The 26,371-nt window shown below is 68.5% G+C and carries 29 protein-coding genes, 1 tRNA gene and 1 pseudogene; 10 read left to right on the top strand and 21 right to left on the bottom strand.

Annotated elements, in window-relative coordinates; genetic code table 11:
• Window positions 1-27: 27 nt before the first annotated feature.
• The 3 genes from ASF25_RS03590 to ASF25_RS03580 form a co-directional block, all read right to left on the bottom strand.
• Window positions 28-1,182, bottom strand: coding sequence for a dimethylmenaquinone methyltransferase (locus tag ASF25_RS03590; protein ID WP_056303291.1), 1,155 nt, complete (start codon window positions 1,180-1,182; stop codon window positions 28-30).
• A 70-nt stretch (window positions 1,183-1,252) separates the two neighbouring features.
• Window positions 1,253-2,494 (bottom strand): hypothetical protein, encoded by a 1,242-nt coding sequence (locus ASF25_RS03585; protein WP_056303289.1) that lies wholly within the window; start codon window positions 2,492-2,494, stop codon window positions 1,253-1,255.
• A gap of 143 nt (window positions 2,495-2,637) precedes the next feature.
• Window positions 2,638-3,291, bottom strand: a complete 654-nt coding sequence (locus tag ASF25_RS03580) for an ABC transporter ATP-binding protein (RefSeq protein WP_056174155.1) — start codon at window positions 3,289-3,291, stop codon at window positions 2,638-2,640.
• 288 nt (window positions 3,292-3,579) lie between these two features.
• Between ASF25_RS03580 and ASF25_RS03575 the strand changes: the two genes are divergently transcribed.
• Window positions 3,580-3,669 (top strand) — tRNA-Ser (locus ASF25_RS03575).
• A 220-nt stretch (window positions 3,670-3,889) separates the two neighbouring features.
• Here ASF25_RS03575 and ASF25_RS23475 read toward each other — a convergent pair.
• Window positions 3,890-4,238: pseudogene (locus tag ASF25_RS23475) on the bottom strand (hypothetical protein); the annotation flags it as partial.
• A gap of 416 nt (window positions 4,239-4,654) precedes the next feature.
• On the opposite strand from ASF25_RS23475, the gene ASF25_RS03570 reads away from it, so the two are divergent.
• Window positions 4,655-4,855 carry a hypothetical protein gene (locus tag ASF25_RS03570; RefSeq protein WP_056173826.1) on the top strand — a complete coding sequence of 67 codons (201 nt, stop codon included), beginning with the start codon at window positions 4,655-4,657 and terminating at the stop codon, window positions 4,853-4,855.
• A gap of 184 nt (window positions 4,856-5,039) precedes the next feature.
• Entirely contained in the window at window positions 5,040-5,270 is a 231-nt protein-coding gene (locus ASF25_RS03565) for a hypothetical protein (protein ID WP_056303333.1), read from the top strand.
• Window positions 5,271-5,333: 63 nt separating this feature from the next.
• Here ASF25_RS03565 and ASF25_RS23165 read toward each other — a convergent pair whose 3' ends face one another.
• On the bottom strand, window positions 5,334-5,507 hold the full coding sequence (locus ASF25_RS23165) for a hypothetical protein (protein ID WP_200918877.1): 174 nt from the start codon (window positions 5,505-5,507) through the stop codon (window positions 5,334-5,336).
• A gap of 218 nt (window positions 5,508-5,725) precedes the next feature.
• Between ASF25_RS23165 and ASF25_RS03560 the strand changes: the two genes are divergently transcribed.
• Both ASF25_RS03560 and ASF25_RS03555 read left to right on the top strand, forming a co-directional pair.
• Complete coding sequence (locus tag ASF25_RS03560; RefSeq protein WP_156368849.1) at window positions 5,726-6,991, top strand: efflux RND transporter periplasmic adaptor subunit; 1,266 nt, start codon at window positions 5,726-5,728, stop codon at window positions 6,989-6,991.
• Window positions 6,992-7,007: 16 nt separating this feature from the next.
• A complete protein-coding gene (locus ASF25_RS03555; protein WP_056303287.1) occupies window positions 7,008-10,145 on the top strand; it encodes an efflux RND transporter permease subunit in 3,138 nt (1,045 codons plus the stop codon).
• Window positions 10,146-10,578: 433 nt separating this feature from the next.
• Here the strand turns inward: ASF25_RS03555 and ASF25_RS03550 are convergent, their stop codons facing one another.
• From ASF25_RS03550 to ASF25_RS03535, 4 genes are all read right to left on the bottom strand, one after another.
• On the bottom strand, window positions 10,579-10,764 hold the full coding sequence (locus tag ASF25_RS03550) for a hypothetical protein (protein WP_056173834.1): 186 nt from the start codon (window positions 10,762-10,764) through the stop codon (window positions 10,579-10,581).
• A gap of 119 nt (window positions 10,765-10,883) precedes the next feature.
• Entirely contained in the window at window positions 10,884-12,209 is a 1,326-nt protein-coding gene (locus ASF25_RS03545) for an ATP-binding protein (protein ID WP_082479300.1), read from the bottom strand.
• 76 nt (window positions 12,210-12,285) lie between these two features.
• Window positions 12,286-13,011 (bottom strand): response regulator, encoded by a 726-nt coding sequence (locus ASF25_RS03540; protein ID WP_056173838.1) that lies wholly within the window; start codon window positions 13,009-13,011, stop codon window positions 12,286-12,288.
• Window positions 13,011-13,469: a MarR family transcriptional regulator gene (locus ASF25_RS03535; RefSeq protein ID WP_244472884.1), complete on the bottom strand. Its 459-nt coding sequence runs from the start codon at window positions 13,467-13,469 to the stop codon at window positions 13,011-13,013. The genes ASF25_RS03540 and ASF25_RS03535 overlap by 1 nt, the downstream gene beginning before the upstream one ends.
• A gap of 276 nt (window positions 13,470-13,745) precedes the next feature.
• Between ASF25_RS03535 and ASF25_RS03530 the strand changes: the two genes are divergently transcribed.
• From ASF25_RS03530 to ASF25_RS03520, 3 genes are all read left to right on the top strand, one after another.
• Window positions 13,746-14,633: a branched-chain amino acid aminotransferase gene (locus tag ASF25_RS03530; RefSeq protein ID WP_056173844.1), complete on the top strand. Its 888-nt coding sequence runs from the start codon at window positions 13,746-13,748 to the stop codon at window positions 14,631-14,633.
• A gap of 123 nt (window positions 14,634-14,756) precedes the next feature.
• Entirely contained in the window at window positions 14,757-15,011 is a 255-nt protein-coding gene (locus ASF25_RS03525; RefSeq protein ID WP_056303330.1) for a DUF3072 domain-containing protein, read from the top strand.
• 106 nt (window positions 15,012-15,117) lie between these two features.
• Complete coding sequence (locus ASF25_RS03520) at window positions 15,118-15,345, top strand: Flp family type IVb pilin (protein WP_056173845.1); 228 nt, start codon at window positions 15,118-15,120, stop codon at window positions 15,343-15,345.
• A 30-nt stretch (window positions 15,346-15,375) separates the two neighbouring features.
• Here ASF25_RS03520 and ASF25_RS03515 read toward each other — a convergent pair whose 3' ends face one another.
• On the bottom strand, window positions 15,376-16,206 hold the full coding sequence (locus tag ASF25_RS03515; RefSeq protein WP_056303283.1) for a DUF937 domain-containing protein: 831 nt from the start codon (window positions 16,204-16,206) through the stop codon (window positions 15,376-15,378).
• 216 nt (window positions 16,207-16,422) lie between these two features.
• Here ASF25_RS03515 and sfsA point away from each other — a divergent pair, with 216 nt between their 5' ends.
• The gene (gene sfsA / locus ASF25_RS03510; protein ID WP_056261965.1) at window positions 16,423-17,133 is read left to right on the top strand and encodes a DNA/RNA nuclease SfsA; all 711 of its coding nucleotides are present in this window, start codon (window positions 16,423-16,425) and stop codon (window positions 17,131-17,133) included.
• Between the two features lie 104 nt (window positions 17,134-17,237).
• On the opposite strand, the gene ASF25_RS03505 is transcribed toward sfsA, so the two are convergent.
• A complete protein-coding gene (locus ASF25_RS03505; protein WP_056173858.1) occupies window positions 17,238-18,068 on the bottom strand; it encodes an FkbM family methyltransferase in 831 nt (276 codons plus the stop codon).
• A 156-nt stretch (window positions 18,069-18,224) separates the two neighbouring features.
• Between ASF25_RS03505 and ASF25_RS03500 the strand changes: the two genes are divergently transcribed.
• Complete coding sequence (locus ASF25_RS03500; RefSeq protein ID WP_056261962.1) at window positions 18,225-18,989, top strand: alpha/beta hydrolase; 765 nt, start codon at window positions 18,225-18,227, stop codon at window positions 18,987-18,989.
• 10 nt (window positions 18,990-18,999) lie between these two features.
• Here ASF25_RS03500 and ASF25_RS03495 read toward each other — a convergent pair whose 3' ends face one another.
• From ASF25_RS03495 to ASF25_RS03450, 10 genes are all read right to left on the bottom strand, one after another.
• Window positions 19,000-19,965, bottom strand: a complete 966-nt coding sequence (locus ASF25_RS03495) for a hypothetical protein (protein WP_056303281.1) — start codon at window positions 19,963-19,965, stop codon at window positions 19,000-19,002.
• Between the two features lie 33 nt (window positions 19,966-19,998).
• On the bottom strand, window positions 19,999-20,760 hold the full coding sequence (locus ASF25_RS03490; protein WP_056303279.1) for an ABC transporter permease: 762 nt from the start codon (window positions 20,758-20,760) through the stop codon (window positions 19,999-20,001).
• Window positions 20,757-21,680 carry an ABC transporter ATP-binding protein gene (locus ASF25_RS03485; RefSeq protein ID WP_056303277.1) on the bottom strand — a complete coding sequence of 308 codons (924 nt, stop codon included), beginning with the start codon at window positions 21,678-21,680 and terminating at the stop codon, window positions 20,757-20,759. Before ASF25_RS03485 ends, ASF25_RS03490 begins: the two co-directional genes overlap by 4 nt.
• Window positions 21,681-21,966: 286 nt before the next feature.
• Window positions 21,967-22,452: an ATP F0F1 synthase subunit B gene (locus ASF25_RS03480; protein WP_200927267.1), complete on the bottom strand. Its 486-nt coding sequence runs from the start codon at window positions 22,450-22,452 to the stop codon at window positions 21,967-21,969.
• Window positions 22,453-22,563: 111 nt separating this feature from the next.
• Window positions 22,564-23,127 carry an ATP synthase subunit B gene (locus ASF25_RS03475; RefSeq protein WP_056173874.1) on the bottom strand — a complete coding sequence of 188 codons (564 nt, stop codon included), beginning with the start codon at window positions 23,125-23,127 and terminating at the stop codon, window positions 22,564-22,566.
• A gap of 130 nt (window positions 23,128-23,257) precedes the next feature.
• Window positions 23,258-23,485: a F0F1 ATP synthase subunit C gene (locus ASF25_RS03470; RefSeq protein ID WP_018044493.1), complete on the bottom strand. Its 228-nt coding sequence runs from the start codon at window positions 23,483-23,485 to the stop codon at window positions 23,258-23,260.
• 110 nt (window positions 23,486-23,595) lie between these two features.
• The gene (locus tag ASF25_RS03465; protein ID WP_056173877.1) at window positions 23,596-24,351 is read right to left on the bottom strand and encodes a F0F1 ATP synthase subunit A; all 756 of its coding nucleotides are present in this window, start codon (window positions 24,349-24,351) and stop codon (window positions 23,596-23,598) included.
• 85 nt (window positions 24,352-24,436) lie between these two features.
• Window positions 24,437-24,811 (bottom strand): AtpZ/AtpI family protein, encoded by a 375-nt coding sequence (locus ASF25_RS03460; protein WP_056173881.1) that lies wholly within the window; start codon window positions 24,809-24,811, stop codon window positions 24,437-24,439.
• A gap of 172 nt (window positions 24,812-24,983) precedes the next feature.
• Window positions 24,984-25,640 (bottom strand): thioredoxin domain-containing protein, encoded by a 657-nt coding sequence (locus ASF25_RS03455; protein ID WP_056261939.1) that lies wholly within the window; start codon window positions 25,638-25,640, stop codon window positions 24,984-24,986.
• 93 nt (window positions 25,641-25,733) lie between these two features.
• On the bottom strand, window positions 25,734-26,231 hold the full coding sequence (locus ASF25_RS03450; RefSeq protein ID WP_056303272.1) for a DUF721 domain-containing protein: 498 nt from the start codon (window positions 26,229-26,231) through the stop codon (window positions 25,734-25,736).
• Between the last annotated feature and the right edge of the window lie 140 nt (window positions 26,232-26,371).

Below are 26,371 nucleotides of genomic sequence, written 5' to 3'. Positions count from 1 at the left end.
TCCGGGACGCAGCTCAGGGCCGAGAGACTACCCCTTCCAGCCCTTCAGGGCGGCAAACGGGCTGCTCGACGGGTCGGGCGGGGGCGGATTGAGGATCGGCTCGACTTGCGCGACGGCATCGGCAAGGGAGAAGGCCGAGCCGGTGGGCAACTTGCCGCCGGCCGCATCCTTGTGGCCGCCGCCGCGGAACCGGCGCGCGCCCTCCAGCGCCGTCTCGTCGTTGGAGCGGAACGACATGTTGCCCGTGCGCTGGACGTTGAGGACGCGCTTGGCCTTGCCCGCATCCATGATCAGGTCGGAGACGCGCTGGAAGGTGCCAGAATCGAGGCCGAAGGACAGGTAGGTCCCGTCCGAGAGCGGCTGGAACAGGTCGGAGCGTGCGAGCACGCGGGCGATCCGCATGCGGGTGGTGAGGCGGGGATCGTCCGTCGCGTCGCCGGCCAGATACCCGTCGACGATTCCCGTGCGGATGGCGCCGACCCCGGCTTCGAGTTCGGCCGGTGAGGCTCCGGCACGCAGGCGTCCGGCGAGGGCGACGAGGAGGTCGCTCACGAAGCGGTCGTGCCACGCATGCCCGATGGGCACGAGGTTGGAGACGTTGTCCCAGAACACCTCGTCGAGGGCATGGCCACCCGCGAAGGTCGGCCGGTCCTTGCGCCACAGGTCGACGGCATCCACGGCCTCGACGAGAGCGAGGAGGTCGGCGTCGCCCTCGATGGCGTCGGGCGCGTACAGGGTGCGGCGGTGATAGGCGAGCTTCGTGGCGCAGCGGCCCTCGTCGATGAGCACGACGATGGCGGGATCGTCGAGGTCGAACCGCATCACGCCCGGATCGTCTGCCTCCGGCACAGGCTCGAGGGTCTGCTCGCGCAAGCGGTCGATGGAGGAGGCATGGTGATCGAGGACGATGAGCCGATGCCGTTCGGCCTCGGCCCGGCCCCGGTTCATCGCGGCGAAGTTGCGGATGAAGGTCACCGCCACGGGCTCGAGGCCGAGATCGGTGAGGATCAGGGTCTCGGGCTGCCGCGTCCGCCCGAGGCGCTTCAGCTCGCCCTCGACCACGGGCCCGACATCGCTGTAGCGCGGCACGTGGACGATCCGCGAGACCGGAACGAAGCGCCCCACGATGGTGGAGGCGCCGTAACCGTCGAGGTCGTGATGGGTGATCTGGGTAACGGTCAAGACGGGGTCCTCGGCGGGCGGCGTCCGCGGCTTATGACGCGTTTTCCGGCCCGCGGCGACCCGTGACGGATCAGCTGGTCTGCTTGCGGGCGAACACGGCCCCGGCGAACAGGAGCGCCGCGCCCCCGGCGATGAGGCTGATCATCAGGAGCCGGCGGGGCTGCTGGGCGGATTCGGCCTGCACCGGCTGGACGATCATGCTGAAGAACTCGACCTGCCGGCTGGCGATGATGCGCGAGCGCTCGTAGGCGGCCAGGACCTTGGAAAAGTACTTCTCCGCCTCGTCGCGGTCGTTCTCGAAGGCCTCGAACTTGGTGAGGGCGTCGGCGAGGATGCGCCGCTGTTCCGGGTCCTCGCTCGCCGACTGGTTCTCGATGCGCGTGATGGCGTCGTCGAGATCCTTGATCTGGGACTTGATGTCCTGGATGCGGCGCGACTCCGGACCGAGGTCGCGCTGGCCGAGATTGAGCTGCACGGCCAGGTTGATGCGCGCGGTGCGCAACTCGCCGATCACCTTGAGGTTGCTGTCGTTGGTCTTCTTGGCATCGAGAATGCCCTCGCGGTTGCGCAGGGTCGCCATGGCGAGGCGGACCTTCGTCATCCGCTCCTCGGCGAGCTTGAGTTCGCGCGCGCTTTCGGCCACGGCGTCGGCACGCGCACGGTCGCTGAGCGCGTTCACCATGCGCTCGCTCTCCTTCAGGATCGCCTGGGTGAGGGCCAGGGATTCGGCGGGGTCGAAGGCGCTGACCGTCAGACTGATGATGCCCGAACCGCTCTCGATCTTGGTGGTGACCCGCTCGCTCCAATATCGCACGAAGCGCTCGATGGGCTTGTCCCGGTCGAAGCGCGAGAGGAAGTCGATCCCATCCCGGGAGAACATGTCCCGCAGGGGCAGGTCCTTCTCCAGGACCTCGATCATCGGCCGGCTGTGGATGTAGTTGAGGGCCACGAGACTGTCCTGGGCCACCATCTGGGAGACGACGCCCTTGGTGGTCCCGACCTGGTCGGACGAGGCCTTGTCGGCGGAGCCCAGCGCCGGCCGCAGGGCGAAGCGCGCCTCGGTGACGTAGCGATCCGAGGCGATGAGCCCGTAATAGATCACCCCCAGCAGCGTCGGCAGCACGAAGCAGAGCCCGAACAGAATCGGGATGACGGGGTCGGACTTGTTGTGGCTCTGGTAGGAGCGGATGCCCTTCTTGCGGTCGGCGAAGCGCGAGACGCGGGCGACCTGACGCAGGGACTCCGCCACGGCATTCGAGCGGTCGGCCGTGGTGACGGGCTGCCCGGTGGGGTTGCGGATCTCGACGCTCATCTGCCTTCAGCCATCCATTCCGTTCGGGCGGCCATCCTTCGCCGCGCGTACCCTATTCCACGATTGGGACGGCGAAAGCATGTCCGGGCCCCTGCACGCCCGAATGAGGGCACGGGCGAACGCCGGCTTCGCCGGTGCCGCGGTCATGCGTTCAGGCGGCGGTAGACCTCGATGGCGTCGTTGACGTCCTCGTACAGGATCGCGCGCCCGTTGATGAGCACGATGCCCTGCTGGCACCAGGTCCGGATCACCTCCATGCCGTGGGAGACCATGATCACGTTGGAATTGACGCGGCGGGCGGCGAAGGCCTCTTCGCAGCGCTTCTGGAAGCGCGCATCGCCCACCGCCGTGACCTCGTCGATGAGGTAGCAGTCGAACGGGATCGCCATGCTCATGCCGAAGGCCAGGCGCGAGCCCATGCCTGACGAGTAGGTCCGGATCGGCACGTCGAGGTAGCTGCCGAGTTCGGAGAAATCCTCGACGAATTCGAGCACCTTCTTCGGATCCTCGCCATAGATGCGAGCCACGAAGATGATGTTGTCCCGGCCCGTCATCTGCGGATGGAAACCGCCGCCGAAGCCGAGGGGCCACGACACCCGCATGGTGCGCTGGACGCGCCCCCGCGTCGGCGCCTCGGTGCCGGCGATGAGGCGCATCATCGTGGACTTGCCGGCCCCGTTGATGCCGAGGATGCCGTAGGAGACATTGGGTTTGAGCGTGAACGACACGCGCTCGAGGATCGTCCGGCGGTGCCCATCCGTCCGGTAGACCTTTGTGACATTGTCGAAGCGGATCACGGTCGGTTTGTGGCTCCGGGAGGCTCGGGCCCGGAGAACGGGCCGCGCGTCCCGCGTTTCGCCCGGGAAAGCGGCGAATCTGAGGACCACCGTCCGGGGTAGTAGAGGAGCAAGGCAGGGGCCGGATCGCCGGGACGCGGGAAATCGACACATTCGCGGTACGTTCGACACGATCGCGCCTTGCACCCCGCCGACACGGCTTGTACAGCGTGCCACCCGCGGCGTCGCGGCGACCCTGCAGGCCCCGGATTTACCAACCGGACGCCGTCGGTCGCGATGCAGGGGGCTGGAGGGGTGGCCGAGTGGTTGAAGGCGCACGCCTGGAAAGTGTGTATACCGGAAACGGTATCGCGGGTTCGAATCCCGCTCCCTCCGCCAGTTGCTACTAAACCACCGTAGATCAACGCCTTTTAGCGCTCGATCCCGGCCCACGTGCAGACTATTGTGTCACCGTGGCTGTGGGGAGCGAAGCCAACGGTGCGCCGTCCCGATATTCTGCGATGTCGCCGGGGTCGCGTATACGTCCGTGTCCCGACCCGCCTCGGTGGGTTGGCGGTTCCGTTCGAAGGTCTCGATCAGCGTGAGAGCCTGTGGGCCAAATGCCGCCGGCAACGGCGAGCGGCGCAGGGACGAGGCCACCGATCAAACCGCCGGGGCCAAGGGCCCCACCGGGCGCTGCCAAACCCTCCGAGTAGGGACCCGGTTTGCGGAAAGATTCATCTGTTCGACCACCTCCGCCCGGATAAACGTCTTCACGCGGATCCAAGGTCTCCTCGAAGGCGTCCCGCGTCGTGATCTCGAGGAACAGCCTCCCCTTCGTTGCCATGTTGCGGTAAGCCGGGGTCGGAATCACGCCTGCGGGCGTCGGCTGGGCAACCGCCGTTCGTGTGACGGCCAGAGGTGTCTGTAGCCGCAAGCAGACCGCGAGCGAAACCACGACGATGCATCAGGGGTATCCTGACATCATGGGATGCACCCTGGAAAAGCACGATCTCGGGGCGCCCCATAGGCAGTCTGTACGTCAACCCCAGCTTTCCGAAACCTAGACTACGCGATATTTGACACGATCCACCTCGACCCCAGCTTTCCGAAACCTAGACTACGCGATATTTGACACGATCCACCTCGACGATTTCTTATCGTACCCTCCAAGCGGTCATCACTCATTTGATAACTCACCTGGCCCGTACACCTTAGCTTGTCGGGCATCTCACACAGGCGTTCGGGAAGGCGTTTCATCGGGACGCGAGTGGCCCGGTGAGCGAGCGTTCACGGCGCGAGGGCGTTGCACCCAACAATCGCGCGTCGACGAATGAACATTCCGCCGCCTCGTGTCGTTTCCAGTCCTTGCCCAGGAGCCGTGATGCTGCGCGACGAACATGAGGAACTGCCGGTCGCATCCAGCGAGACCGGCGGAATCGTTCTCAGCGAAATGACGCGCCTGCGCCTGGGGCGTCAGCTTCAAGCGATGTATGAACCGGTCATCGATGAGCCCCTCGACCCACGGCTTGCCGAGCTGATGATGCAGCTGGATCGCGACAAGGCCGGAAATCCTCATGCTTGATGGTGCCCGAGGGTAGAAATCCGATCAGCGGGGCGTTATCCAACGGGCGATCCTAGACGGCATGCCGCGGGGGATTTCCTGTCAACGCCCCGACGCGACAGGGCTTTTCAACGTTCATAGGCCGGCTTAGGAACTGGACGCAGCGGCTTCGACCCGTTTCCCGTCAATGACCGAACGCTCCCTCATGCCCGCCTACCGTTTCACCGTCACCATCGACAGCGATGTGCCGCACGAGCCGGTGTTTCGGCACCTGCGCGACGCCGATGCGGCCTGGGACGAGGCGGGTCGGCTCGCGCGCGAGATCTGGGCGGCGAGCGGCGATCGGCGCCTGATGCAGGCCGTCGTCATCGTGACCGATGCGGCGGGGGAGATCGTCCTCGAATTTCCCTTCACGGAAGCCCTCACGGCCCCCTGAGACGAGAACGGCGCCGGGGGCCTGAAGCCACCGGCGCCGCTGCGACCGTCGGGTGAAGGCGGCTCAGTCGAGCTGAGACGCCTCCGGACAGGCCGCGCGGATGGTTTCGGGCAGGGCGGCGAAATCGGCGTAACCGGCCTCGCGCGCCATGGCGTCGAGGGCCGACACGGCATCGGCGGCGCTGCCGGTCCACAGCACGGCGCCGTTGGTCTTCTGCTTGATCTGGAAGATGCTCATGATGCGTTCGCCCAGGCTGTCGAGGGATCTCGAAAGTCAGAACGCGCGAAGCGCGCCTCAGTTGCGGCAAGGTCGAGCGGTTCGGTCCTTCGTCGCCGCCGACGATTCGGCTATGCTCGAAGCCTGGAACGACGCCTTGAAAAGGCCGGTGTCGGGCGTCACGGCTCGGCGCTTCATCCTCGGCCCGGTGGGCACACCTCGAGCGAATGCCTCAGCCCATGCGCGCGCGCGACCTTCTTCCGGCCCTCGCCCTGCTGCCGGCCTTTCTCCTCACCCCGATCGGCGCCGAGGGGACGAGCGGAGCGAAGGCGGCCGAGACCGCTGCCGTCCCGGATGCCGCCGCCCTGGCGCCCGCCGTCACCGTTGTGCCGGCCGAAGAGCGCGAGGTGGTCGAGCGGGCGGTGGTCACCGGCACCCTGGTGCCGCGCGACGAGATCCTGGTCGCCCCCGAGATCGAGGGCACCCGCATCACCGAACTCCTGGTGGAAGAGGGCGCGCGGGTCGAGAAGGGCCAGCCGCTGGCCCGCCTGTCCCTGGAGATGATCGTCACCCAGGAAGCCGCCAACGCCGCCGCCCTGGCGCGGGCCGACGCCGCGATCGTCCAGGCCCGCAGCCAGATCGTTCAGGCCGAAGCCGCGCAGGTCGAGGCCAGCCTAGCCCTCGAGCGGGCGCGAAGCCTGGTGAAGACCGGCAACGCCACGGCGGCCGTGCTGGAGCAGCGGGTCTCGGCGGCACAGGGCGGGGAGGGGCGTCTCGCCGCCGCCCGCGGCGGGCTCCAGCTCGCGGAGGCCGACCGCGCTACCGCGCGCGCCCAAGGCTCCGAGATCGCCCTGCGGCGCGCCCGCACGGACATCCGCGCGCCCGAGGGCGGCATCGTCAGCCGGCGCACGGCAAGGGTCGGTGCCACGGCGAGCGCCGTCGGCGAGCCGATGTTCCGCCTCATCGCCCGGGGCGAGATCGAACTCGAAGGCGAGATTCCCGAGGTGTCGATGCCGCGGCTCAAGCTCGGCGATCCCGTCAGCCTTGAGGGCGAGGAGGGCCGCATCCTCACGGGACGCGTCCGCCGCATCGATCCGGAGGTCGACCGCATGACCCGCCTCGGCCGCGTCCGCATCGCCCTGGCACCCGACCCTTCCTTGCGCATCGGCGCCTTCGCACGCGGCAAGGTCGAGGTCGCGCGCCGGCGCGGGGTCGCCGTGCCGCTCTCGGCGGTGCTCTACGCGACCGATGGGGCCGCCTCGGTCTTCGTGGTGAAGGACGACCGGGTCGAGGCCCGCCGGATCGCCCCGGGGCTCGCCGCCGACGGCATCATGGAGGTCCGTTCGGGCGTCCAGGCCGGCGAGGCGGTGGTGGCACGCGCCAGCTCCTTCCTGCGGCACGGCGACCTCGTGCGGGCGGTCCGGCCGGCCGGGCAGGCCGCAGGGGCGCAAGCCGTAGGGGCGAAAGCCGCGGACGCGACGCCTCCGCAAGACGCCGCGCGCTGAGATCGGACCCGCCGCCATGCGCCTCAACATCTCCGCCTGGGCCATCCGCAAGCCGATCCCCTCCATCGTGCTGTTCCTGGTGCTGGTGGTGCTCGGCCTCGTCAGCTTCCGCGCCCTGCCGATCACCCGTTTTCCCAACATCGACATCCCCATCGTCGCCGTCACGGTGACGCAGGCGGGCTCCGCCCCCTCCGAGCTGCAGACGCAGGTGACGAAGGTGGTGGAGGACGCGGTGGCCGGCGTGAAGGGCGTCAAGCACACCATCTCGGCCATCACCGAGGGCATCTCGACCACCACCATCGAGTTCCGCCTGGAGACCAACACCGACCGGGCGGTCAACGACGTCAAGGACGCCATCTCGAAGGTACGGGTGAACCTGCCCCGCACCATCGACGAGCCGATCATCAACCGCGTCGAGATCGCCGGCCTGCCGATCATGATCTACGGCGCCGCCGCCCCGGCGATGACGCCCGAAGACCTGTCCTGGCTCATCGACGACGTCATCGCCCGCCAGATCCAGGGCGTGAAGGGGGTGGGCGGCGTCGAGCGCCTCGGCGGCGTCGCCCGCGAGATCCGCGTGACCCTGAAGCCCGACCGCCTGCTGGCGCTGGGCATCACGGCGGCGGACGTGAACCGGCAGCTGCGCCTGACCTCCGCCGACATGGCCGGCGGGCGCGGCGAACTCGGCGGCCAGGAGCAGTCGATCCGGACGCTCGCGGGCGCGGCCAGCCTCGACACCCTGGCACAGACCTCCATCATCGTCCCGGGCAACCGCAAGGTCCGCCTCGACGAACTCGCGACCCTGGTGGACGGCGCGGAGGAGCCACGCACCTTCGCCCGCTTCAACGGCGAGCCGGTGGTGGCCTTCGCCATCTCGCGCGCCACGGGGGCGAGCGACGCCGAGGTCGCCACCGCCGTGGCGAGGAAGATCGACGAACTCCGGGGCAAGCACCCGGGCGTGCGCTTCGATCTCATCGACACCTCGGTCACCAACACGGTGGGCAACTACCACTCGGCGATGCTGAGCCTCGTCGAGGGCGCGGCGCTGGCCGTCATCGTGGTGTTCCTGTTCCTGCGGGACTGGCGCGCGACCCTCATCGCCTCCATCGCCCTGCCGCTGTCGGTGCTGCCGACGTTCTGGATCATGAACACGCTGGGCTTCTCGCTCAACGCGGTGAGTCTCCTCGCCATCACCCTGGTGACCGGCATCCTCGTCGACGACGCCATCGTGGAGATCGAGAACATCGTCCGGCACATGCGCATGGGCAAATCGCCGTACCGCGCGGCCCTCGAGGCGGCCGACGAGATCGGGCTGGCCGTCATCGCCATCACGGCGACCATCATGGCGATCTTCGCCCCCGTGTCGTTCATGAGCGGCATCGCCGGGCAGTACTTCAAGCAGTTCGGCCTCACCATCGCGGCGGCCGTGTTCATGTCGCTGCTCGTGGCGCGGCTGATCACGCCCCTGCTCGCCGCCTACTTCCTGCGCGATCACGGGCCGGAGGACGAGCGCGAGGGTCCGGTCATGCGGGCCTACACCCGCGTGGTGGCCTGGTCCGTGCGCCACAAGTTCATCACCCTGGTGGTGGGGCTCGCCTGCTTTGCCGCCTCGATCATGTCCACCCGCCTCCTGCCGGCGGGCTTCCTGCCGGCCGAGGACGCGGCGCGCACGATCTTCGTCGTGGAGCTTCCCCCGGGGGCGCGGCTTGCCGACACCACCCGGGTCAGCGACGGCCTCGTCGACCGGATCAAGACCCTGCCGGAGGTCCGCAGCGTCTTCGTCGACGGCGGCCGCCAATTGCCGGGCAAGAAGGAGGTGCGGCTCGCCACCTTCACCATCAACCTGACGCCGAAGAACGCGCGGCACCGCACGCAGAAGGAAGTCGATGTCGCCATCGGCGCCCTCCTACGCCAGGAGCCCGACATCCGCTCCTGGGCCCTGCGCGAGAGCGGCCAACGCGACCTCACCCTCATCGTCTCGGGGCCGGACAAGGCCGTGGTGGCCGACGTGGCGGCCCAACTCCAGCGCGAGGCGGCGCAAGTCCCCCACCTCGTCAACGTGCTCTCCACCGCGCCGCTGGACCGCACCGAGATCCGCATCCGCCCGAAAGCCGGGGTCGCGGCCGATCTCGGCGTCTCCACGGACCTCATCGCCGAGACCGTGCGGGTCGGCACCATCGGGGACATCGGCGCCAATCTCGCCAAGTTCAACGCCGTCGACCGGCAGGTGCCGATCCGCGTGATGCTGCCCGAGCGCCTGCGCGGCGACCTCTCGCAGCTGGAGACCCTGAAGGTGCCGGTGAAGGGCGGGGCCTCCGTGCCGCTCTCGACGGTGGCCGATCTCAGCCTCGGGCGGGGGCCCACGGCCATCGACCGCTACGACCGCGCCATCCGGGTGGCGCTCGAGGCCAACATGGAGGGCTCGGACGCACTCGGCTCCCTCATCGCCGCGGTCCTCGACCTGCCGGCGGCCAAGAACCTGCCGCCGGGCGTGGTCATCCGCCAGACCGGCGACGCCGAGGTGATGGGTGAGGTCTTCGAGGGCTTCGCGCTCGCCATGGGTGCGGGCCTGATGATGGTGTTCGGCGTCCTCGTGCTGCTGTTCGGCAACTTCCTGCAGCCGCTCACCATCCTGTTCTCCCTGCCGCTCTCCATCGGCGGGGCGATCCTCGGGCTGCTCATCTTCAACAAGCCCATCTCCATGCCGGTGGTCATCGGTATCCTCATGCTCATGGGCGTGGTGACGAAGAACGCCATCATGCTGGTGGATTTCGCCCTCGAGGAGATGGCCAAGGGCGTCGACCGGGCCACCGCCATCACCGACGCCGGCGCCAAGCGCGCGCGGCCCATCGTGATGACCACCATCGCGATGGCGGCCGGCATGGTGCCTTCGGCCATGGCACTCGGCATCGGCGGCGAGTTCCGCGCGCCCATGGCCATCGCGGTCATCGGCGGCCTCATCGTCTCGACGGGCCTGTCGCTGGTCTTCGTGCCGGCGATCTTCGTGCTGGTGGACGACCTCTCGCGCCTGTTCGTGCGCCTGTTCGCCCGCTTCATCGGCCAGAAGGACGAACCGGAGGACGGCCCCTTCGCCCTGCCGGCCGCGTCCGCCAACGACCGGAAAGGTTTTCCGCCACGCATCGCGGCGGAGTGATTTCTTCTCGGTTCGCGTTCCTTTCGCAAGGACGGAAGGTCGGCGTGAGCCGTAACGCGCTCGCTCTCCTTCCAGGTGACGACATTCATGGATCTCGCGGACAGCGCGGGTCCCCTCTCCTGGAAGGAGAGGGACAGGATGAGGTGTGCGAACGCTCCGGAAAAATCCACGACCCTCACCCCGACCCTCTCCCAAACAGGAGAGTGAGCACCGGTGCCCCTTACGCCGGAATGCGGATGCCGTCCGGAACCCTGCTTCCACATGGAAGCGGTTCGATCGAGGTTGTGTAAATCCGGCTGCTTTCCAGGAGAGGGACCCGCGCTCGGTCCATGCCGATGCCCGAACCGATCAGGTAATGACGCCCCCAAACGAAAACGGCCCGAACCTGAGAGGTCCGGGCCGCAAAATCGCGTCGCAGAAACCGAAAAGAAGCTCAGGCGCGCTCGGCGAGGCGGCTGGCGCCGTAGCAGAGGCCGCCGGCGACGATGAACAGAACGACGAAGGTCTTCACCGTGGAATAGAACAAAGCCGGCTCGATGCCCGCGTCCGTATAGAGCAGCAGGCCGATGGCGGCGATGGGCAGGAGCAGGAGGGCCAGGATCGGGGTCAGCGGGTTCATGGGGTCACTCAGCCTCGACGCGGACCCGACGTGCCGGCCCGTATGATCGCGATTACGTCCACCCCCTTAGCACTCCGGTCCGTGCGGCGCCAAGGGTCGCGCGGCGCCAAGGGGTCGCGTCAGGCCGGAATCCGCACGGTGGCGCGCAAGCCTCCGAGCGGCGAGTCGTGCAGGCTTACGTCGCCGCCATGCGACCGGGCGATGTCGCGGGCGATGGAGAGGCCGAGTCCCGAACCGCCGGCATCCTGGCGTGCGTCGTCGAGGCGCACGAACGGCTTGAACACCTCCTCGCGCTGGTCGAGGGGAATGCCCGGTCCGTCGTCGTCGATGGAGACGAGAAAGCTGCGAACCTCGCGCCGGCCGACCACCGCGACGGTGTCGCCGTAGCGGGCGGCATTGGCCGCGAGGTTGAACAGGCAGCGCCGGATGGCGTCGGGCCGCAGGGTGACGCTGGCCTCGCCCTCGATCTCGACGGCCTCCACGTGGGCGCCGAGGCGCTCCATGTCCGTGCGCAGGTCCTCCAGCATCGCACGCATGTCGGTGGGCACGGCGAGTTCGCCGGAATCCCCGCGCGCGAAGGCGAGGTAGGCTTCCAGCATCCGGCTCATCTCGTCGACGTCGCGCTGGAGGTCCTCGACGTCGGCCGTCTGGTCGATGAGCGCCAGGGTCAGCTTGAACCGGGTGATGATGGTGCGCAGGTCGTGGCTCACGCCGTTGAGCATGGTGGTGCGCTGCTCCATCGCCCGCTCGATCCGGCGCTTCATCTCGATGAAGGCGTGGCCGGCCTGGCGGACCTCGCGGGCGCCGCGCGGGCGGAACTCGATCTCGCGGCCCTTGCCGAAACTCTCGGCGACGGCGGCGAGCCGCAGGATCGGCTTGATCTGGTTGCGCAGGAACAGGATCGCGACGCCGAGGAGCACCAGGGACGATCCGCTCATCCACAGGAGGAAGATGTGCGAGTTCGAGGCGTAGGCCATGCTGCGCCGCGCCGTGACCCGCAGCACCCCGTCGGGAATGGCGACGCGGATCTCGATGAGGCTGGAGCGGCCCACCGTGTCGATCCAGTACGGTCGGCGGATCTGGCGCTTGATCTCATCGGACAGCACTTCGTCGAGGATCGAGAAGAACGGTCGCGGCCCGGCGACGGGCAGCGTCGCCCCCTTCAGGATGTCGAGGTCGAGGTTGAGCCGGGTGCCGGCGATGCGCGTGAGGGTCTCGGCGTCCTTGTCCTGGGGGTAGCTCTCGTAGACGTCGATGAGGGCGGCCACATCCGCCGTCACCGCCGCCGACAGGCGCCGGGTCACGAGCTGCCAGTGCCTCTCCATGAACGTGTAGGCGATCACCGATTGCAGCAGCACCACGGGCGCGATGATGATGATCAGCGACCGTGCATAGAGGCCCTTCGGCAGCAGGTCGCCGATCGCGCGGCTGAGGAGTCGCCACATCCGTCGCGGCGGCGGCACCCGCGCGAGGGCCGTCAGCAGCCGATTCGGCGCGTGCGTGCGCGGCACGGCCCGGCGATCAATCGACGGCGAGGCGGTAACCGACGCCCCGGACGGTCTGCAGGAACAGGGGGTTCGCCGGGTCGACCTCGGTCTTGCGGCGCAGGCGGTTGATCTGCACGTCGATGCTGCGCTCGGCGGCGAGGCCGCCGGCCCCGGCGAGCGCCTCGCGTTCCACGTTGGCGCCCCCGGCCTGGGCCAGCACGGTGAGGATCTCGCGTTCGCGCTCGGTGATGCGGATGGTCTCGTCGGCGCGGCGCAGCTCGCCCCGGTCGATGCGGTAGGAGAACGGCCCGAAGGTCACGGTCTCGAGGCCGGGCTCGCGCGCCGGGGCGCCCTCGGCGCGCCGCTTGATGATGTTGTTGAGACGCAGGATCAGTTCGCGCGGCTCGAAGGGTTTCGGCAGATAATCGTCGGCGCCGATCTCGAGGCCCATGACCCGGTCGTTGGGGTTGGAGCGGGCCGTGAGCATGAGGATCGGCACCCGCGAGGTCTCTCGGACGTGGCGGGCGTAGTCGAACCCGCTCTCGCCCGGCATCATCACGTCGAGGACGAGGGCGTCGAACACGAAGCACTGCGCCTTGGTGCGCGCCTCGGCGACGTTGGCGGCGGCGGTGACGCGGAAGCCCTGCTCGTAGAGGAAGCGGGTGAGGAGCTCGCGCACGCGGCGGTCGTCGTCCACCACGAGGATGTGGGGCGCGTTGTCGGCCAGCTCGACGCTGGCCTTCAGACCGGGGAGGGACATCAGGCGGCGCTCCGGGCCCGGCGGGCCATGAGGCGACGCACGGCGGCGCGCTCCTCGGGCTCGATCATGGCGAGCAGGAAGTTCTGGGCCGAGAGCGCCCCGCCTTCCCCGGCGCCGGGCGCCGGCTCGGCGAGCGCCCGCGTCACCCGGTGGGTCTGGACCCGGATGAGGTCGCCCGCGAGCGCGGTGCCGCGCTCCGTACAGAACAGCAGCCGCTGGCGCCGGTCGCTCGTTCCGGTCTTCTGGACGATGTAGTCCTGCTCGATGAGATCCTTGAGCACCCGGTTCAGACTCTGCTTCGTGATCCGCAGGATATCGAGGAGTTCGGCGATGGTGAGGCCCGGGTAGCGATCGACGAAGTGCAGCACCCGGTGATGCGCCCGGCCGAACCCGTATTGCGCCAGGATGCGGTCCGGGTCACCGACGAAATCGCGATAGGCGAAGAACAGCAGCTCGATGAGGTCGTCGCCGGGGCTTTGGGATGAGGCGGTCTCCGCCGGACCGTGTGCGTCGCTGCCGGCCGTCTGGGTCGCGGGAAAGGTCACGTCGGGGGCGGCCTGATTTTATGTCAGTGTTATTGACATATTTCAGGTGCGTTGCTACCCGTCAAGCCTTCCGGTAGGGCGTCACGACCCCGTGGCCTGTTTCAACTTCTGGCCTGTTCCGCCGCCCGACCCCCGACTCCCATCTGACGCCGGCTTCGAGGGCAAGCCCGCGTGCCGAGGAAGCCCACCATGTCCCTGATCCCGTTCGACGCGCGCGAGGGCACCATCTGGTACGATGGCGCGATGGTGCCGTGGAAGGATGCCAAGATCCACGTGCTGTCCCACGGCCTGCATTACGGGTCGTCGGTGTTCGAGGGCGAGCGGGCCTATGGCGGGCGCATATTCAAGAGCCGCGAGCATGCGGAGCGCCTGCTTCGCTCGGCCGAACTCCTCGACTTCAAGATTCCCTACAGCGCGGCTGAGATCGAGGCGGCCAAGGAGCTCGTCCTGCGGACCAGCGGCCTCGCCGACGCGTATCTGCGCCCGGTGGCGTGGCGCGGCTCCGAGATGATGGGCGTGGCTGCCCAGAACAACACCATCCACCTCGCCATCGCCGCGTGGGAATGGCCGAGCTACTTCGATCCCGAGACCAAGATGAAGGGCATCCGCCTCGACATCGCCGATTACCGCCGGCCGGACCCCCGCACCGCCCCCTCCACCTCGAAGGCGGCGGGCCTGTACATGATCTGCACGATCTCCAAGCATCGGGCCGAGAACAAGGGCTACGCCGACGCCCTGATGCTCGACTGGGAGGACAACGTCGCCGAATGCACCGGCGCCAACGTGTTCTTCGTGGCCGACGGCGTGATCCACACCCCCCTTGCCGACCGCTTCCTCAACGGCATCACCCGCCAGACCGTGATCGAGCTGGCCAAGCGCCGCGGCATCCAGGTGGTGGAGCGGCGCATCCTGCCGGCCGAGCTCGAAGGCTTCTCGGAGTGCTTCATCACCGGCTCGGCGGCCGAGGTGACGCCGGTGTCCGAGATCGGTCCGTACCGGTTCGTGCCCGCCAGCCTGACCAAGACGCTTATGGACGACTACACCGCCGAGGTGCAGCCCAAGGCCGAGGCGGCCTGAGGCCCGCGACATCCGGTCCAAGGTCCCCCCGGAGGCCTTGGATCGGTAACCTCGACCGGGCGATGCGGAACCGCGAGCCCGACCATGCGTTCACAGGGAACATTCCATGAACGCGAGGCGATGATGACCAAGGCTGCTGAGAAGGCCGTCGCGGCCGACGAGACCAATCCGAAGATCGACCCGAAGGACACGTCGAACCAGATCAAGGATCCGAGCGAGTGGACCACCGGCGGCGAGCCGATGACCGGCGCCCAGGCCTCCTACCTCAAGACCCTGTCCGAACAGGCCAAGGACCCCGAAGCCTTCTCGCCCGACCTCGACAAGGCCGAGGCCTCGCAGCGTATCGATGCCCTTCGCAAGGAGACCAAGGGCAACTGATCCACACCGGGGGCCGGCTCGAATTCTACGTTCGGGTTAAGCCCCCGGAAGTATCTGACCGGTTACCGTTACGTTGCTTCGGAACCGGCAGGGATTTTTTCGAACGATGGCTGGGTTTCCGAACGGTTTCGAGCATCGCGGTGATCCCGATGCGGCACAGGACATCCAGCGCGGGCGGGCACGGTTCGCCGCCGACGCGAGCGGCGCGACGGCCGTCGAATACACGCTCCTCGTCGGCCTGATTGGTCTTGCTCTGGTCGGGGCGATGCGCGCCTATTCCGACAAGATGGTGATCGTCTACAACACCCTCGCCACGGCGATCACCACACCCTGAAAGGGGCCTGGGAGCCGGCGGAACGGGACGTCAGCGCCCGCCTGACTTGCCGGACTCCGCCTTGCCCGACCCGGTGCGCGCGGTGGCGTCGCCCGACGGGTTCGCGTTCCGACCGCCCTCCTGTTGACGGCCCTCTTGCCAGAATGTGTCGAACAGGCGTTGCATCGCCTTTGCGTTCTCCTGCTGGACGTCGAGGCCGGACTGGAACATCTGCTGGAACAGCTCGAAGGGCGCCGCGTCGTTGGTGGCCGGAGCCGATTGCCCGGGCGGAACGCGCGCCGGAGCGGGCTGGGGTGCCAGCCGGGTCGGCTTCGCGGCCGTGCGGACCGGGGGCGCCTTCGGCGCCGGCATTCCGGGCGCGAGGGCACCCCCGGCCGTCATGAAGGCGTTCACCATATCGGTCCAGTAGGGGTTCGGCGGAATGCCGAACGCGTTCGGCGCCGGCGCGGGGGCCGCCTGCGGCGTCTGGTTGATCATCACGTGGACGATGCCGGCCACCACCATTCCGGCCATCACCGGCAGCATCTGCTTGAGCACCGGCGTGGCGATGCCGCTCGTTCCCGCCGCCTGCTGCAGCACCGCCTGGCTGAGATGCGGCGAGCCGAAGAGCTGGCGGACCAGCATGTCCATCTGCGGCGAAGCCGATGGGCGCGGCGCCGTCGCACCGGCACCCGCCAGACTGAAGAGGTGGGCGAAGCCCGTCGGATCGTTGGCGGCGTTGCGCTGGAGCCCCATGGTGAGGGCGGGCAGCAGCGCCTCCATGGCCCGCCGGGTCTGGTCCTGCGACAGACCGAACTGCTGTCCGAAGCCCTGAGCGCCTGGACCGGCCTGCGCCTGGAGGATATCGAACAGGTTGAACATGGAACTGGGCCTCGTGAACGGATGGGCGACGCCGATCCGGGTCGTATGCTCGCGTGCGTGGGTTCAAGTCTGTCGCATCGGCGGTTGACTTACCAGCCCGCCGATGGCGATGCCCCCTGCGGGAGGCCCGGAATGCCGATTCCGGACGGCGTTTCCCCGTTGAATCGATACGGCGCCACCCGTTTTCGCCACCGACATCCTCAGCAAGGCGCCCCGATGCGGTTTCCCGCGCCCCTCATCCCCGCGCGCCTCGTGCGCCGCTACAAACGCTTCCTCGCCGATATGGAGCTCGCGGACGGCAGCCTGGTCACGGCCCACTGCGCCAACCCCGGGGCGATGCTGGGCCTGCTGACGCCCGGCGCCCGGACCCTGCTCTCCGCATCGACGAAGCCGTCCCGGAAGCTCGGATTCTCGTGGGAGCTCGTGGAGGCCGACCTCCCCGGCGGCCCGCAATGGGTCGGCATCGACACCCAGCGCCCGAACGCCCTCGTGGCCGAAGCGTTTCGCGCCGGGGCGTTGCCGCAGCTCGCCGACTATACGGGCTTGAGGCCGGAGGTCCGCTACGCCGCAGCGAGCCGCGTCGATTTTCTGGCGCAGGGGGAGGGGCTCGGGCCCTGCCACGTCGAGGTCAAGAACTGCCACCTCCTGCGCACGCCCGGCCTCGCCGAGTTCCCCGATTGCGTCGCCGCCCGCAGCGCCCGGCACATGGTGGATCTCGCCGACGTGGTGGCGAACGGCGGCCGGGCCATGCTCATCGTCGTCGTGCAGATGTGGGCAACCCGCTTCGACGTCGCCCGCGACATCGATCCGGCCTTCGACGCCGCCTTCCAGGCCGCCCGCGCGGCCGGCGTCGCGGTCCACGCCCATCGCTGCCGGGTCGACCCCGAGGGCGTCGCCCTCGCGGACGCGATTCCCGTGGTCGGGTGACGCCTCATGCCGGTCGATTGCCTCGCGATGCGGATTTGGGCTTCGCTCAGGCGCCGCGCGGGCTGCCTGAGACTGTCCCCGAATGGATCATCCGGAAAACAGTGTCAGGCACTCCGCTCGAAGATCAGGTTCAGCCGGGTCCGGGCCAGGAGGCGGTAGCCGTTGGCCTGCAGCAGGGCGGGCAGGTCGATCTGCCACTGGTCGGTGCCGTTCTCCACGAGGAGCAGCTGCGGATGGAGCGAGACCGGGGCAGTGCGGAAGAACGGCTCGAGGATGAGATCCTCGGCGCCCTCGACGTCGAGTTTGATCGCGTCGATGCGGGTGATGCCTTCGCCCTGCGCAAGGTCGAGGAGGGTGACGGCCGGCACGCGGATCTGCGCCCCCTCGTTGGTGCCGACGATCTTCAGGCTCGACTCGCCCCGGTTGCGCGGATCGACGAACAGGGTGAGGGCACCCGCCTTGTCGGCCACCGCGCAGGCCACGGCCTTGACGGTGCCGAACGGGTTCTGGCCGATGTTGTAGGTCAGCCGGTCGAACACGTCGGGCTGCGGCTCGACGGCGAGGATGCGGGCCCGCGGCCCGGCGAAGGCCGCCACGAACAGGGCGTACGCGCCGATGTTCGCGCCGATGTCGAGGAAGGTGCAGCCTGGTTCCAGGCGCGCTTTGAGAAGCGCACGCTCCTCGGGATCGAAGAATTGCGGCGTGAAGAGCACCTTCTTCTCGCAATTGTTGTTGTACGGGTAGAGCCGCATCCGGGCGCCGTAGCGCTCGACGTCGAGGGGCTTTCCGCGCAGCAGGCCGATGCCGATCCGGCGCAGGAACAGGGCGAGGCGGCGGGCGCCCCAGCTCCCGTAGGAGAGCCGGCCCGTGCGTCGGGCGATGCGCGCGACGAGGCCGGTGGGGGCGTAGGTGCCGTAGGGCTGCGTGTCCTTCATCGCCAGGGGTGATGCCAGCCCGATCCGGCGGGGGCAAGCGCTGGCGCCATCCGGGGGGCTTCCCTCCATCGCCGGCGCGGACCACAACGGCATCGGCCCCGCCCGCTGCCGTACCCCGAGCCTCCACCCCGAGCCTCCCATCACCCCGAGCCTCCCATGCAGACCTTCCTCTCCGACGGCGTCAGCATCGCCTACCTCGACACGCCCGCGCGCGACGGGGCCGGCGACCCGATCCTGCTGATCCATGGTTTCGCCTCGAACCACCGCGTAAACTGGGTCAACACCCTCTGGGTGAAGACCCTGTCGGAGGCCGGGCGCCGGGTGATCGCCCTCGACAATCGCGGCCACGGCGAGAGCCAGAAGCTCTACGATCCGGAGGCCTACGGGTCCGACCTCATGGCCCGGGACGCGGCCCGCCTCCTCGACCATCTCGGCATCGATCGGGCCGACGTCATGGGCTATTCCATGGGCGCGCGCATCGCGGCCTACCTGGCGCTGGACGACGCACCCCGCGTGCGCTCCCTCCTCCTCGGCGGCCTCGGCCTGCATCTCGTGGAGGGACGCGGTCTGCCGAGCGGGATCGCCGAGGCCCTGGAGGCAGAGCCCGGCACTCCCGCTCCCAACCCCACCGCCGCGGCCTTCCGCACCTTCGCCGAACAGACGAAGAGCGATCTCAGGGCGCTGGCCGCCTGCATGCGCGGCTCGCGCCAGACCCTGTCGCGGGCCGAGGTCGCCGAGATCCGGGCGCCGACCCTGGTCACCGTCGGCACCCTCGACACGGTCTCGGGGCCCGGCCCGGCCCTCGTCGCCCTGATGCCCAACGCCCAGTCCCTGGAACTGCCCAATCGCGACCACAGCACGGCGGTGGGCGACCGGCAGCATCGCGAGGGCGTCCTCGCGTTCCTCGACGGACGGGCCTGAGACCGGACGTCTACGCGGCGTCCGGGTCCGAAAGCCACGCAGGAACCCAGCGCTCGGGCCGGGGGGCACGAGCAAGGTCGGCACGCCCCTGATCCACGGGCGCCGGCGCCCCGTCGATGACCGGGCGGGTCTGATAATCGAACCGCGGCAGGATGGTCCCGTCCGCGTGCATGTCGAAGTGCATGGTGAACCACAGGCCGCATCCCGGCTCGGACAGCGCCTGTGCGTCGCGCAAAGCCCGGAGTATGGGCTCCATGAGGGCTGCTTCGGGAATCGGCTGCGGTCCACGTTCGAAGACACGCGCTTGAAACAGGTCGCCGACGAGGGAGACCTCGAAACGGGTCGAATCCCAGGGGTTGCGGCCTTTGGGACGATGAGCATTCAGGAGATGGGCCAGATCGGCCAGCGCCGGATGCCGGCCCCAATAGGCTTCGCGCTCCTCGCTCCGACGCGCAATCCGGGTCGCGAACACGCTGCTGTCGCCCGACACCGCGACGGCCTCGAGGTCGGATCGACCCAGCCGTCCACGCAACCACTCCGCCAAGTCATCGAGGCCGTCCTCCACGACGAGTTCGGACGGCGCGAAATCGCTCCATGTGCCGCCATCGTCGAAGGCCCCGACCGCGAGACGCGCGAGGAAGGCTTCGAGGCTCGGGGCAATGACGCCAGCCTCGCCTTCGGAGCCCAGGCCGACGATGCTCGGCGCGTTCGGATCGTGTCCGGGCGGGAGCCAGAACCCCGCCTCCGATCCGTCCGGCAGATGCAGGAACAGGGCGAATTCCCGGCGCAGGGGTGTGCCGTCCACGATGGGCGCATCATCGGCCCAGCTTCCGGCAAGATCGAAGCAGCCGACGCTGCCCCAGGGCCGGCCCGCGAGCCATTGCCCGAACTCCATCAGCAGGCCGGGAGGCTCAAGGCTGGGCGGAAAGGCCCGGCGGATATCGGCCTCGTCGACCGTGTAGACGCGCGTAGACATGCCTCGTTTCTCCATCCCGACGGCGACGGCCGCTCAGCTCTTCAGGCGATACCCCGTGCGGAAGATCCAGGTGACGCCGGCGAGGCACAGGGCGAGGAAGACGAGGGCCATGGCGAAGCTCACGCCGATACCCACATCGGAATTGCCGAAGAACGCCCAGCGGAACCCGCTGATGAGATAGACCACCGGATTGGCCAGACTCAGGGTCCGCCATACCGGCGGCAGCATGTCGATGGAATAGAAGCTGCCGCCCAGGAACGTCAGCGGCGTGACGATGAGGAGCGGCACGAGCTGCAGCCGCTCGAACCCGTCCGCCCACAGGCCGATGAGGAAGCCGAACAGGCTGAACGTCACCGCCGTCAGCAGCAGGAAGCCCACCATCACGAACGGATGCTCGATGCGGATCGGCACGAACAGCGTCGCGGTGGCGAGGATGATGAGCGCGATGAGGATCGATTTCGAGGCCGCCGCACCGACGTAGCCGAGCACGATCTCCAGGGGCGAGACCGGTGCCGACAGGATCTCGTAGATCGTGCCGGCGAAGCGCGGGAAGTAGATGCCGAACGAGGCGTTGGCGATGCTCTGCGTCAGGAGCGAGAGCATCATCAGGCCGGGGACGATGAAGGCGCCGTACGCGACCCCGTCGACGGAGGCCATGCGGGAGCCGATGGCCGCGCCGAACACCACGAAATACAGGGACGTGGCGATGACGGGGGCGACGATGCTCTGCAGGGCGGTCCGCCAGAAGCGGGCCATCTCGAAGCGGTAGAGCGCGCGGACCGCGTACCAGTTCATGGCCGTTCCTTCACGAGGTCGACGAAGATGTCCTCCAGGGAGGATTGGCGGGTATCGAGGTCGCGAAAACCGATGCCGGCGCGGGCGAGGTCGGCGAGCAACCCCGTCAGGGCCGCGTCGCCCTTGGTGCTGTAGGTGTAGACGAGGTCGCGCCCGTTCTCCGCCAGTTCGAGGTCGTGTCCCGAGAGGGCGGGGGGCAACGCCGCGAGCGGGGCGTCGAGGTGGAGGGTGAGCTGCTTCTTGCCGAGCTTGCGCATGAGCTCGGCCTTCTCCTCGACGAGGATGATCTCGCCGTTGCGGATCACGCCGACCCGGTCGGCCATCTCCTCGGCCTCGTCGATGTAGTGGGTGGTGAGGATGATGGTGACGCCCTGGTCGCGCAGCTTGCGCACGAGGCGCCACATGTCCTGGCGTAGGGCCACGTCGACGCCGGCCGTGGGCTCGTCGAGGAACAGGATGCGGGGCTCGTGGGCGAGCGCCTTGGCGATGAGCACGCGCCGCTTCATGCCCCCCGACAGGGTCATGATCCGGCTGTCTTTCTTGTCCCACAGGGAGAGGTCGCGAAGCACCCGCTCGATATGGGCCGGGTCGGGGGGCAGACCGAACAGGCCGCGGCTGAAACCACTGGTGGCCCACACGGTCTCGAAGGCGTCGGTGGTGAGCTCCTGCGGCACGAGGCCGATGGCCCGGCGCGCCGCCTTGTAGTCCGTCGCGATGCAATGTCCGTCGACGCGGATGCTGCCCGCGCTCGCCGTGACGATGCCGCAGACGATGCTGATCAGCGTGGTCTTGCCGGCGCCGTTGGGGCCGAGCAGGGCGAAGATCTCGCCCTTGCGGATGTCGAGGGAGATGTTCTTCAGGGCGTTGTGCCCCGTACCGTAGACCTTGGACAGGTTGGCAATCGAGATGATCGGCGGCATCGAGTCTCCGCTTGGAGGGCGCTTGCGCGCGAGGGGCCGGGCTACGGGACAGATGAGTCGGCCCGGCGGCGGGGCCGACCGGCGCGGGCTCTCTCTCCTGAAAGGAGAGGGACAGGGTGAGGTGTGTAGCTCATCCGAATCGGTCACACACCTCACCCCAACCCCCTCTTCCAGGAGAGGGAGCCTGTCGCGATCGTCCGATCCCGGCCGAGCCCCGACCCGCGAACGATCCGGGAAACGAAAAAAGCCGCCTCGCGGCGGCTCTCCCGTCAGGTCGATGGAGCGTTCAGGCCCGGAGGCAGGTACGGACCTCGCCGAGGCTCTGGCGAACCAGATCCTGGGCCGCGTCGCCCTGCATGCGCTCGCGCAGGATGACCTCCGAGACCTTCACGGCGGCGTCGGCCGCGGCGGCGCGGACCTGGGCGGTGGCCTGGACCTCGGCCTGGGCGATCTTGGTTTCGGCCGACTTGGTGCGGCGGGCGATGAATTCGTTCAGGCGGGCATGGCCCTCGTCGGCGATGCGCTGGGCCTCGGCGCGGGCACCGGAGACGATGGCCTCGGCCTCGGCCTCGGCGGAGGACCGGCGCTTCTTGTAGTCGGCGAGGATACCGGCGGCTTCTTCACGTAGGCGGCGGGCCTCGTCGAGCTCGGAGCGGACGCGCTTGGCCCGGCCGTCGAGACCGTTGGTGATCTGGTTGAAGCCGCCGACCTTCCAGACGACGGCCATGAACAGCACGAAGGCGACTGCGACCCAGAATTCGGCTTCCAACAACATGCTCGTCGTCCCAACTCGATGGCGCCCGGGCCGGAGGATCGGTCCTGGGCGGAGCCGTCGGCCCCCGGAGGGACCGCCGGCCGGTAAGGTGTAGGGTGGCGTGCCCGCTCAGTGCGGGAGGGCGACGCTATCGAGGGCCTTGGCGATGGCCGCCTCGTCCGGGCTCCGGCCGGTCAGGCGCTCGACGATGGCGGATGCCGTCTCGCCGGCGATGCCGCGGACATTGCCCATGGCCTCGGCGGTGCGGCCGCGGATGGTGGCCTCGGAGGCCGCGATCTTGGCGTTGAGTTCGGTTTCGAGCGCCTTGCGCTTGGTCTCGGCGTCCCGCGTCAGGGCCGTGCGGGTCTCGAGTGCGATGGCCTGGGCTTTGGCCTGGGCATCGCTCAAGGACTTCTCGTAGGCGGCGCCGGCGGCGTCGGCCTCGGCCTTGAGGCGTTGGGCCTCGTCGAGGTCCGACGACAGGCGATTGGCGCGGTCGTTCAGGATGGACTGGATGCGCGGCAGGGCGATCTTGTCCATGAGGTAGTAGAGCAGCCCGAAGGCGAGGGCGAGCCAGATGAGCTGGGACGCGAAGGTGTGGCTCTCGAAGGGCGGAAAGCCGCCGCCGTGCTCGGAGGCCGGCGTCGCGGCGAAGCCTTCATGCGTTGCGGTCGGATGAGCCGGCTGAGCCATGACGTCCTTCGGTCAAATCGGGGGACTTGCGGTCAAATCAGAGACTGGGGCCGGACGCGCCTTGCATCCCTTTGGGGACGCCGCATCCCCTCGGGGATGCCGCGTCCGGCCCGGTATCGGTTCGCTGGACTCAGACGGCGAACAGGAGGAGCAGCGCGACGAGCAGCGAGAAGATGCCGAGCGCTTCCGTGAGGGCGAAGCCGAGGAGCAGGTTGCCGCGCTGGCCGTCGGCGGCCGACGGGTTGCGCAGGGCACCGGCGTAGAACTGGCCGAAGAGGTTGCCGAGGCCGATGGCGGCGCCCGCCATGCCGAGACAGGCGAGGCCGGCACCGATGTACTTGGCAGCTAAGGGATCCATCAAATTGCTCCTGGGGTCCGTGTCGTCGTTGCGTGGAGAGAATCCGGGCCGCGAGGGCGGACCCGGGGACGGAAGGGGTGCCCGGCCGCGAGGGCCGGAATCCACCGGCCTTAGTGGCCGGGATGCAGCGCGTCGCTGAGGTAGATCGAAGCGAGCGTGGCGAAGACGTAGGCCTGCAGGCCGGCCACGAGGAACTCGAGGGCCGTGACCGCGACGCTGAGGGCCAGAGGGAGGGGCGAGATCGCCCCCCAGGCGCCAGCGGCGAGGAGCGCCGGAACGAAGCCCGCGAAGATCTTGAGGGCGATGTGGCCGGCGAGCACGTTGGCGAACAGACGCACCGCGAGGCTGATGGGGCGCGAGATGAACGACACGATCTCGATGGCGACGATCATCGGCAGGAGCCAGCCGGGCACGCCGGAGGGCACGAACACCTTCAGGAACTTCGTGCCATGGGCCATGAAGCCGTAGACGATCACGGTGCCGATCACGAGGAAGGCCAGCGCGAAGGTGACGATGATGTGGCTGGTCACCGCGAAGGCGTAGGGGATCATGCCGAGCATGTTCAGCACGAGCACGAACATGAACAGCGAGAAGATCAGCGGCATGAACCGCTCGGAGCCGTGGCCGGCGGACTGGCGCAGGGTCGAGCCGATGAACTCGTAGAACACCTCGGCCATGGACTGCATGCGACCCGGCACCACCGAGCGCTGCGCGGTGGCCACGATGGTGATCAGCGCGATGATCCCCACGGCGGCGAACATGTACAGGGCCGACTGCGTGAACGCGATCTCCTGGTTACCGATATGTCCGAACGAGACGAGCGGCTTGAGCTCGAACTGGTGGATCGGATCCATCTTTACGGCCATTGCCGCTCCCGTCCTTTTCGAAACCGAACGGGCCGGAGGCCCGCCACCACCAATCGCCGCGCGAGCGGCGTTCTCACGAAATCGCCTAGCGATCCCGTTCCTTCGTCGGCGCCTTCGAGAGCGATCCCGAGACACGCATGACGTTATAGACGCCGGTCAGGAAGCCCAGCATCAGCAGGACGATCAGGCCCCAGGGTTTCGTCCCCAGGAAATGATCGCACATCCAGCCGAGTATGCCCCCCGCCAGGACGCCGGCGATGAACTCCGTGGAGAGTCGCATCGCTTGGCCGAGAGGAGAGGGCCCGGTCGAAGAACCGGAACGCGACGAAGGACCGGGAGGGGCGCTGGGCCGCTTCCGCTCGATCTGCGTCTCGAGACGTTTGAGCCTCTGGGAGAGGTCCTCGTCCCGCGCTTGCTCCCGTTCGGCTCCGCGCCCATCCCCAGCGTCGTTGCCGCTCATACGCGAAAACTCACATTGGCGAGAGCGGAGAGAACCGGCCGGGACGCCTCCTTCAAGCGGGCGGCAACATAGTTTCGCCCACCTTGGGTGTCAAGGCGACCTCGACACGACTTAACATATTGCGCCCATTCGGGAATTCGCTGTTTTGCCCGTGCATCGCAAAAGCGATGCGTCAGGCGCCGAGAATCGGCTTGATCACCTTCTCCATGCCCTCGATGGACATCTCGCCGGTGTAACGCTCGCCGTTGATGAAGAAGGTCGGGGTGGAATCCACCTTGAAGGTGTCCATGCCACGCTGCTTGACCGTGTTGATGGCCCCGTAGAGCTTCTGGTCCTTGAGGCAGGCCTCGAACTTGTCCTTCGAGAAACCGGCTTGGCGCAGCATCTGCTCCAGGGCGTCCACGGGCGATTGCGGCTTCTGCACGTAGGCCCAGCCCTGCTGCTGGTCGAACAGCAGGTCGGTGATGGGGTAGTACTTCGCGTCGCCGTCGCAGCGCGCCAGCATGAAGGCCGCGGTAGCGAGCGGATCGAGGGGGAATTCCCGCAGGGTGAAGCGCACCTTGCCGGTGTCGATGTAGCGTTCCTTGAGGACCGGGTACGTCGTCCGGTGGAAGGCGGCGCAATGGGAACAGGTCATCGAGGCGTACTCGATGATCGTCACCTTCGCGTCCTTCGGGCCGAGCCAGACGTCGCCCAAGGGCCCGGGCTCCATCAGGGTCGAGAGATTCGCCCCGCCTTGCGCGAACGCATCCAGGGTGAACCGGGGCAGGAGGGCCGCCGCGCCGATGGCGAGGCCGGTGGCTTTGAGGGCGTCGCGCCGGGTGATCATGGTCGTGACAGGCTCCGCTTGCGGACAAACGCATCGTCTCCCGCCTGCGGTAGAATCTGCCGGCCGTCCTGACAAGGCGCGCGGGCGCCCGACTCAGCGCCCGGGCACGGCTTTCGGGGCCGTCGCGACCACCGCCATGCCGAGGCGGTCGAGGGCATCGCGCAGGGCGTCGTCGTCGATGGTGCGGACCGCGAGTGCCACTTCGCCGCGGCGGACGGGGTCGACGACGGGCGGTGGCACCTTTCGGCCGATACGGTCGACCCGGCCCTGGCGCATGACGATCTTGGCGACGCAGGCCCAGCCGTAATGGGCGTTGACCCGCTGGATCACGATCGGGGCGAGGTGCTGGAGTTCGAGGGCGAACACGCCCTCCACCCGCACCACCAGGGTGCCGGGATCGGGGCGACCCTCCTCCTCGCGCCGGCGCCGGCGCGGCCATTCGAGCTTGGAGGGCTGGCAGTAGCGCGCCAGGCGCTCGCCGACGATCTCGGGCCAGGCGGCGAGGATGTCCGTGGAGGCGAAGCCCTGCGCGGCGAAGGCCGGGCCGATGCAGGCATCGAGGAGTTCGGCGAGTGGCTTGACCCGCGCCATGCGCAACCGCTTCCGTTTCCCGCCGCCGATCCACACCGTATCGCGCCCGAATGGTTAGCACGGCGTTGCGTGCCGCCGAAGGCCCGGTTGGAGGCGTCGAGCGGCCGGGGTAAGGACGGGTGCCCCATGCCAGTGCCGAG

Source organism: Methylobacterium sp. Leaf100, from assembly GCF_001422845.1.
In the GTDB taxonomy this organism is placed as follows: domain Bacteria; phylum Pseudomonadota; class Alphaproteobacteria; order Rhizobiales; family Beijerinckiaceae; genus Methylobacterium.
The sequence above is the reverse complement of the archived record's forward strand: the minus strand, read 5'-3'. Positions and strand labels throughout refer to the sequence as shown.